The organism is Micromonospora sp. M51, assembly GCF_018070305.1.
Classification (GTDB): Bacteria; Actinomycetota; Actinomycetes; order Mycobacteriales; family Micromonosporaceae; genus Micromonospora; species Micromonospora parva.
Genome location: NZ_JAGPXZ010000303.1, coordinates 1 through 6,817, shown reverse-complemented (window position 1 = coordinate 6,817; position 6,817 = coordinate 1). Strand labels below are relative to the sequence as shown.

Sequence of the window (6,817 nt, the reverse complement as noted above, 5' to 3'; positions counted from 1 at the left end):
GCCGAGTCCGTCGGCCGAGGTGGCCACGGTGATCGGCCGCCGCCGACCGGGGGTCCAGGTCAGGCGGACCGATGCCAGATCCCGGAGCGATCCGAGGTCGATCACCAGTCGGCCGTTCGGGCCGGGTTGCCAGGCGGTCCCCGGGTCGCCGTCGACGGCGGCCGACGGGTCGGTCATGCCGGCCGGGAGCGGTGACGTCGGGTAGGTCGTCCGGGACCGGGCCAGGTCACGTGTCGGCGTCACCGTCCCACCCGCGAACGCGACGTCCTTGCGGTGTCCGGCGGGAACCGTCACTCGCTGTCGGGCGCCGCCGGCCGCGGACTCCACCTGCACCTTCACGATCTGCCCGGCGGGCGCGGTGACTCGGAGGTGGTGCGAGTCGGTGACGTCGAACCGGGTACCGGCGGGGATCGTCTTCTCCGGCTGTGCCGCGGTCACGGTGAACCGGGGCGGCTCGACGCGTGCGGTCGATGCGGCGAGGTCGACCTGGTAGGTGCTGGTCCCCGATCCGGTGACCTGGCTTCCGTGGTACAGCCGCAGCGTGGCGCGCTGCGCAAGCGTGACGGCCGCCGTGATGTCGTCGTCGGACAGGTTGAACAGGCTGAGGTATCCGTCGGCGTCACTCACACGCAACGCCTCCGGACCGCCGCTGGGCAGGGTTCGCGACGCCGCAGCGGCCAGGGCCGACCTGTCCGCGCCCGGGTACCCCTCGATGATCAGCCGGGTGCTGCCGGTGGCCGGCCCGCTGGACAGGGTGACGGTGGTGGCGGTCACGGTGATTGGATTCTGGGCGTTGTGGACCACCAGACCCGCTCGTCCGTCGACGTCGAGCCAGGAGCCGGTGATGGTCGGGCTGTCCGGCACCACCGCCGCGTCGCTCCAGTCGGTGCCGTCGAGTGAGGTCTGGATGACGTAGCGGGTGCCGTACGCGGCCTCCCAGTCCAGGCGTACGCCGCTGATGTCGATGGGCTCACCGAGGTCGACGGCGAGCCAACTGTCCGCACGGGCGCGTTCCTCGCGGGCGACCGCCCAGCGGGTGCCGGGGTTGCCGTCGGTCGCGCGCGCCGCGGGGTAGGCGGGGTCGGCGGACGAGGCCGTGGTGGGCCGCCCGATGGCGCGGTCGACCCCGCCGGCGTCGAGCACGGCGAAGGCGAACAGCGAGTAGCCGTACTGGTTGACGGGGGATCGGCCGAGCATCCGCACGTACCGGGCTGGACGAGGCGCGAAGCTGATCTGGTCGGTTCCGCCGTCGCCGACGCCCGATTGTCCGGCCAGGGTGACGGACCCCTGTTCGCCGGTGAAGGTACGGGTGCCGGTGAGCCCGGGTACGCCGGGCATGTCCAGGTTGAACAGGGTGAGCGCGCCCTCGTCGGCACCGATGCCGGTGGTGGCGTACACGACCGTTCCGGTGGGCAGCGTGACGTATCCGGCGGTGCCGCCGGCGACGCGGAGAACGGTCGCCGTGGCGTCGACACCGTCCCGGGCCACTGTGTACGCGGCGGAGGCGCGGCCGAGGACCGGCGCGGACTGCCTCGGCAGCAGCGAGGCGGCCCGGGTGTCGAACAACCAGTTGTCGTGGGCGGGGGCCCACTGGAACGAGACGAATCCGGTCTTGCTGACCGCCGCGGCGAAGGCGGTCGCGCTCTGGTGGGCGGTCAGCCCGGCCTGCTCCCCGAAGTCCCTGGTGCCCGCCGCCGCCGCGAAGAACGCGGTGCTGGCGACCGGCTGGACCACGCCGCCGTTGGCTGCCCGCCAGGCATGGAAGAGATAGCTAATGGCGACCTCGGCCCGGGCCTCGGGCTCGTACTTCGGCTCGCCGCTGAACTTGGTGAGCCGATTCTCGGGCGGGTAGTTCAGGTAGGGCATGAGCCGCTCGGCGAGGTCCGCCTCGGCCCGGGCGGCGTGCCGGTCGCCCTGGACCTGCGCGAGGAAGGCGAGCGGCAGGACGTCACGGCCGTACAGGTGGTAGCGGTCCGCGACCATCGGCATGAAGGGTTCGCCGGCGTCGCTGGCCAGCAGCCGCATGGTCCGCCACAGCTCGGCACCGCTGGGCTGCCTGGTGAGTGCCTCGGGGAGCGGTTGGCCGGCGGCCAGGAAGTGCGCCGCGGTACGACCCGCGGTGCGCCACAGTTCCTCCTGGTAGTGCGGGCCGAAGGAGCCGTGGTTCTCGACCAGGAACGTGTCGTGGATGTTGTGGGCGGTGTTCCAGTCCGCGACCGCCCGCCCGTCGACGACGGCGGGGTTGGCACGGTCGGCTGCCGGTAGTCCGGTCGCGTTGAGCGTCCACATCGAGAACCGCTCGCGCCACGCCGCGGCTGCGGGGTCGTCCGGCGCCCAGGCCAGACCGGGCGCGATCGCCTGCGCGTAGACCCCCATCTCCTCGAGCTTGGTGTCCCCGATCCAGCCACCGGTGAGGCCGTTCGGCGTCCAACCGCCACTGAGCGGGTCGTTACCGGTGCCGAGGGAGTGGGCGTACGCGGCCTGCCCGCGGGCGATGCGGTCGACGTTGGTGCGGGTCACCTCGTCCAGGTCGGACCAGAGCAGTCGGGCGGCCAGGACGAAGTACAGCTCGAAGGTGCTGTCCCAGAACAGCTGTCGGCCCCACTCGGTGCCGCCGGTGAGCCGGTTGGTGGCCGCGAAGCGGCGGATGGTGGCGACGGTACGGGCGTGCAGCGTGTCCCGGTCGACGCCTGCCGCTGCCGCGTCGTACCCGGGCGAGGTGAGCAGGACCGCGTTACCGAGGACGACCGCGAACCTGAAGTCCGCGAGGCGGTACGCGTTGATCGCCGGATCCCACTGCTCCTCGGCCCATCGGGTGTGGGCGAGCAGCAGCGCGTGGTAGGTGTTGGCAACCGGGCCGATGGCCGCGGCCGGTGACCAGGTGGCGGATGGCGCGGCCTGGGCGGCGGCGGGTCGGGCGATGGCGAGTCCAGCGCCGATGGCGCTGCCAAGGATGAGCAACCGCCGCCGGCTCAACTCGAGTTCGGATATGCGCATGGTGGTCCTTCGGTGTGACAACGTTGTCAGACAGCCTCCGGTGATCGTTTCCGGATGTCAAGACCGACGCCGTCGCCTCAGGGACGACGAGGGCGGTGGGCGCGCTTCGCCACGAGCGCGGCCAGGAGCAGAGCGGCCAGGGCGGCCAGCAACACCGCCGGGCCGATCCGGTCGAGGGCGTCGGCCAGGGCTCGCTGGACCTGGGCGGCCACCCGGATGACCGGGTCGTGCAGCGCGTCGCGGCGACCGGCGGCCAGCCGTAGCTCGTACCAGCCGTACCAGGCGACGTAACCGCCGGCGAGCAGCAGCACCAGGCCGCTGAGGCGGGGCACCAACGCCCCGGCGACGCGCAGCCGGGCCACCAGGCCGTCGCGCAGCAGCGCCACCCCGAGCGCGGCGACAGCGACCACCAGACCCATCCCGAGGGCGTACGCGCCGAACAGCGCCAACCCCTGACCGGTCGAGCCGGTCTGGAGGCTGGTCACCACGATGGCCAGGAACGGCGCGATGGCGCAGCCGAGCGACGCCAGCGCGTACGCCGCGCCGAACAGCGCCATCGACGGCCAGGACCGGGTCAGCCGGGGCGCCCGGGCGGACCAGCCGGGGGTCGGCAGCCGCCGACCGGCGAGCAACCAGCAGCCGACCACCACCAGCAGCACGCCGAGCGTCACTGTCAGCCACGGCAGGCGGGGCCGCAACCAGCCGGCCAGCGGCGCGAGCGCGAGGCCGAACGCGCCGAACACCAGCACGTACCCCACTGTCAGCCCGGCCGCCGCGGTGAGCGCGCGGCCGACCGCGCCGCGGGTGTCCGACGTCCCGGCGACCAACAGCGAGAGGTACGCGGGCAGCAACGCGAAGCCGCACGGGTTGACCGCGCCGAGCATGCCGGCGGTCAGCGCGAGCAGCAGTGCGCCGGTCACGCCCCGGCCAGTGCGGCGACCCTGGCGGTGAGCGCCTCACCGTCCAGGAATCCCTGGTGGACGACCGTGCCGCTGCGGTCGATGACCACGAAGATGCTCTGCTCGGTCACCTTGAACCGCTTCCAGAGCACTCCCTTGCTGTCCTCGATCTGCGGTGTGCCGTCGAGCTCGAACTCGGTGACGAACTCCTTCATGGCCTTCCGTTCACCCAGCCCGGCCACGCCGACGATCGGCACGGTGTCCCGGTACTTCGGGGCGATCTCGGCCACCGTCCAGGCCTGACTGGCGCAGGTGGCGCACCACGGCGCCCAGAACCACAGCACCACCGGTCTGCCGGCGAGCTGCGCCGCGTCGAACGCGGCCCCGCCGAGGGTCGTCCCGGTGAAGCGCAGCACGTCCGGGACCTGCACCGGAGCGGCCTGCGGTCCGCCGGTGGGCGAGGCGGTCGGCGAGGGCGGTGTCGCGGTCGGCGCGGCACCGGGCGGGGCCGATCCGGCGGCGGTGGGTCCGCCCGGCGCGGTGCCGGTGCAGGCGGCGACGCCGAGCAGGGCCACCACGAGTGCCCCAGCGGTGGCACCACGGCGTAGCTGCCCGGCCGCTGCCCAGCGGCTCAGCTGCCCGGCCGCTGCCCAGCGGCTCAGCTGCCCGGCCGCCGTCCACGTCCTGCTGATCCGCATCCGTTCCTCCGTCTCCGGTCCGGAAGGGACCCTTGCTGGACCTGAGGCTTACCTACTCGGCCTTGGCGAGTCGGAGGGCCAACTCGGGGCAGACCTTGACCGCCTTCAGCGCCCCCTCCCGCAGCCAGGTCGGCACGGGGGTGGCCGGGAAGGCGGGATATCCGTTCGCGTCGAGGCGGATGAAGTCCGGGACGACGTGCGCGCACAGGCCGTGCCCGTCACAGCGCGACCAGTCCAGGGTGAGCTTCTGCGGGTTCGCGTCGGGTGCGCCCGGCAGCCCCATCACGCCCTTGACCCGCCGGCCGCAGCCGTCGCCGGTGCTGTGCAGTCGCAGGTCCTCGGCGAAGACCTCGATCGCGGAGAGCGCGAACCGGGCGGTGCCGTCGGGGTGGCTGCACGCGCCCCGGCCCTTCACCTCGCCGGCCGCGGCCCGCACCACGTCGGCCGGTTGGCTGCCGGCGACGGCCAGGTCCACCGCGCGGGCCAGGTCCGGCAGGCCCATCTTGCACGGTCCGCACTGCCCGGCGGACTCACCGGCCAGGTAACGCACCACCTGGGCGGCCTCCCCGAGCGGGCAGGTGTCGACACCGAGCGGGACGATGATGCCCGCGCCGAGCGTGCCGCCGACCGCCGCCAGGCCCTTGCGAGAGACCTCGGCCTTCTCCGCCGCCTCCGGGGTGATCCACTTGCCGTGGTAGCCGCCCATCAGGATGCCCTGGACGTCCGGCACCTCGCACAGGTCGAGGACGTCGCGCAGCGGCATGCCGGCGGTGCACTCCACAACGGCCGGTCGGCCGGCCGCCCCGGTCACGGTGAGCAGCACGGTGCCCGGCTCGTCGTCGGTACCGAGCGCCGCGTACTCGTACGGGCCCAGTCGGGCGCCGACGGCGAGCTGGGCGTACGTCTCGGCGTTGGACAGCAGGGTGGGCAGGCCGCTGACCCCGGAGTCGCTGGAGCGCTTCTTGGTGCCCGGCGGGATGTGCGGCAGCCCGTTGATCCCGTTGACAAGTGCGCCGCCCTCGCCGGAGATGAACCGGTGTGGCACTGTGACGATCGTTGTCTGCACCGGCATCCGGCGCTCGTCGAGGGCGTCCATCAGCGAGTCCCGGCCGACCCCGTCGTCCGCCACGCCGATCACGATCTCGTCGGCGTCCAGGGCGTACGCGGCCAGCGCCGCGCCGTCCAGGATCAGGTGCGGGGCGCGGGTCAGCAGCACCTTGTCCTTCCAGCTGGCCGGCTCCCCCTCGGTGGCGTTGACCACCACCACGGCGGCGAGGTCCTGCCGCTCGCAGGACTCCAGCACCGCGCGCAGTTTGCGGGCGAACGGGAACCCTGCCCCGCCCTTGCCCTTGAGTTGCATGCCCTCGGCGAGCCGGAGCAGTTGCGCCGGCTCCATCGGGCCGATCGGTCCGTGCACCTCCTCGTGCGCGATCAGGTCGAGTCGGCCGTACTCGGCGAAGCCGGCGGTGAGCCGGGGCTCGCCCACACAGGCGACCGGTGGCACGGCGGTGCGCATCATTTCGCCTCACCCCGCAGCCCGGCCCAGTACGCCCCGTCCACCGCGTCGGCGCTGGCCTTGCGCCGCTTGGACCGGCCCTCGCCGGCTGCCCGCTTGGCCCGCCGTGACGCCAGGTCGACAAGGGTGGGGGTGTCGTCGACGGGCACCTCGTCCGGCACGTACCGGGCCGGCGGACGCCAGTAGTCCGGCTCCTCGGGCAGGTCGTCCTCGGCGCTGTGCCGGCCGCTGCCGCTGCGCGGCGCCGACGAGATCGGGCTGCTGGAGATCGGGCCGGCCGAGATCGGCTCGTCGGCCTGCCACCGGCGTGGACTGTCCCACGGCTCCTCGGCCTCGTCGAGGGTCGGCCGCGGCGGCGCCGAGTAGCGGCTGCCGTCGTCCTCGCTGCGGGACCGGCGACGGGACCGCTCGGCGGCCGGCTCGTCGACGCGCCGCCGGCCGGCCGGTGCCACCTCGTCGCGGGTACGCGAGGCGCGCCGCCGGGTCACCGGCTCGGCCTCCTCCTCGTCGCGTCGACGGATGTCGGTCTCGTCCACGCTGCGGCGGGTCGACCGGCGGGTCGTCGGCTCCTCCTCGGCGCGCCGGCCGCGCGAGGACCGTTCGGTGTCGCGGTAGGCCGCCGGCTCCTCCTCCCGTCGGCGTCGGCTGGGCCGGGTCGGTTCGACGAGCGAGCCGGGCTCGGGCACCACCGGGACGGTGAACCGTTC

Annotated in this window: 4 protein-coding genes and 1 pseudogene; all 5 read right to left on the bottom strand. The window is 73.7% G+C overall.

All coding sequences use genetic code 11. From position 1 onward, the window contains the following. Nucleotides 1–2,997, bottom strand: a 2,997-nt coding sequence (locus tag KBX53_RS17420) for a discoidin domain-containing protein (RefSeq protein WP_210860378.1), incomplete at its 3' end; no start/stop codon positions are given. A 77-nt stretch (nucleotides 2,998–3,074) separates the two neighbouring features. Next, a complete protein-coding gene (locus tag KBX53_RS17415) occupies nucleotides 3,075–3,917 on the bottom strand; it encodes a cytochrome c biogenesis protein CcdA (RefSeq protein ID WP_210860376.1) in 843 nt (280 codons plus the stop codon). Beyond that, nucleotides 3,914–4,594, bottom strand: coding sequence for a redoxin domain-containing protein (locus KBX53_RS17410; protein ID WP_210860374.1), 681 nt, complete (start codon nucleotides 4,592–4,594; stop codon nucleotides 3,914–3,916). Before KBX53_RS17410 ends, KBX53_RS17415 begins: the two co-directional genes overlap by 4 nt. Nucleotides 4,595–4,646: 52 nt before the next feature. Further along, on the bottom strand, nucleotides 4,647–6,113 hold the full coding sequence (locus tag KBX53_RS17405; protein WP_210860372.1) for an NADH-quinone oxidoreductase subunit NuoF family protein: 1,467 nt from the start codon (nucleotides 6,111–6,113) through the stop codon (nucleotides 4,647–4,649). Further along, a pseudogene (locus KBX53_RS17400) lies at nucleotides 6,110–6,817 on the bottom strand (hypothetical protein); the annotation flags it as partial. The gene KBX53_RS17405 and the pseudogene KBX53_RS17400, both read right to left, overlap by 4 nt.